The sequence below is a fragment of the Citrobacter sp. Awk 4 genome (assembly GCF_028069725.1).
GTDB lineage: Bacteria > Pseudomonadota > Gammaproteobacteria > Enterobacterales > Enterobacteriaceae > Citrobacter_D.
Genome location: NZ_JANEWG010000138.1, coordinates 1 through 677, shown reverse-complemented (window position 1 = coordinate 677; position 677 = coordinate 1). Strand labels below are relative to the sequence as shown.

The window sequence follows — 677 nt, the reverse complement described above, 5'->3', positions numbered from 1 at the left end:
CTGGGTCGTCAGGTAGGCGTTCCGTACATCATCGTGTTCCTGAACAAATGCGACATGGTTGATGACGAAGAGCTGCTGGAACTGGTAGAAATGGAAGTTCGTGAACTTCTGTCTCAGTACGATTTCCCGGGCGACGACACGCCGATCGTTCGTGGTTCTGCTCTGAAAGCGCTGGAAGGCGACGCTGAGTGGGAAGCGAAAATCATCGAACTGGCTGGCTTCCTGGATTCTTACATCCCGGAACCAGAGCGTGCGATTGACAAGCCGTTCCTGCTGCCTATCGAAGACGTATTCTCCATCTCCGGTCGTGGTACCGTTGTTACCGGTCGTGTAGAGCGCGGTATCATCAAAGTGGGCGAAGAAGTTGAAATCGTTGGTATCAAAGAGACTGCCAAGTCTACCTGTACCGGCGTTGAAATGTTCCGCAAACTGCTGGACGAAGGCCGTGCTGGTGAGAACGTTGGTGTTCTGCTGCGTGGTATCAAACGTGAAGAAATCGAACGTGGTCAGGTACTGGCTAAGCCGGGCACCATCAAGCCGCACACCAAGTTCGAATCTGAAGTTTATATCCTGTCCAAAGACGAAGGCGGCCGTCATACTCCGTTCTTCAAAGGCTACCGTCCGCAGTTCTACTTCCGTACAACTGACGTGACTGGCACCATCGAACTGCCGGAAGG

General features: G+C 53.0%; 1 protein-coding gene. It reads left to right on the top strand.

Annotated features, from left to right (window positions below; genetic code table 11):
* Nucleotides 1-677: EF-Tu/IF-2/RF-3 family GTPase (locus tag NNO04_RS22525; RefSeq protein ID WP_271446533.1), on the top strand; the 677-nt coding region annotated here is incomplete at both ends.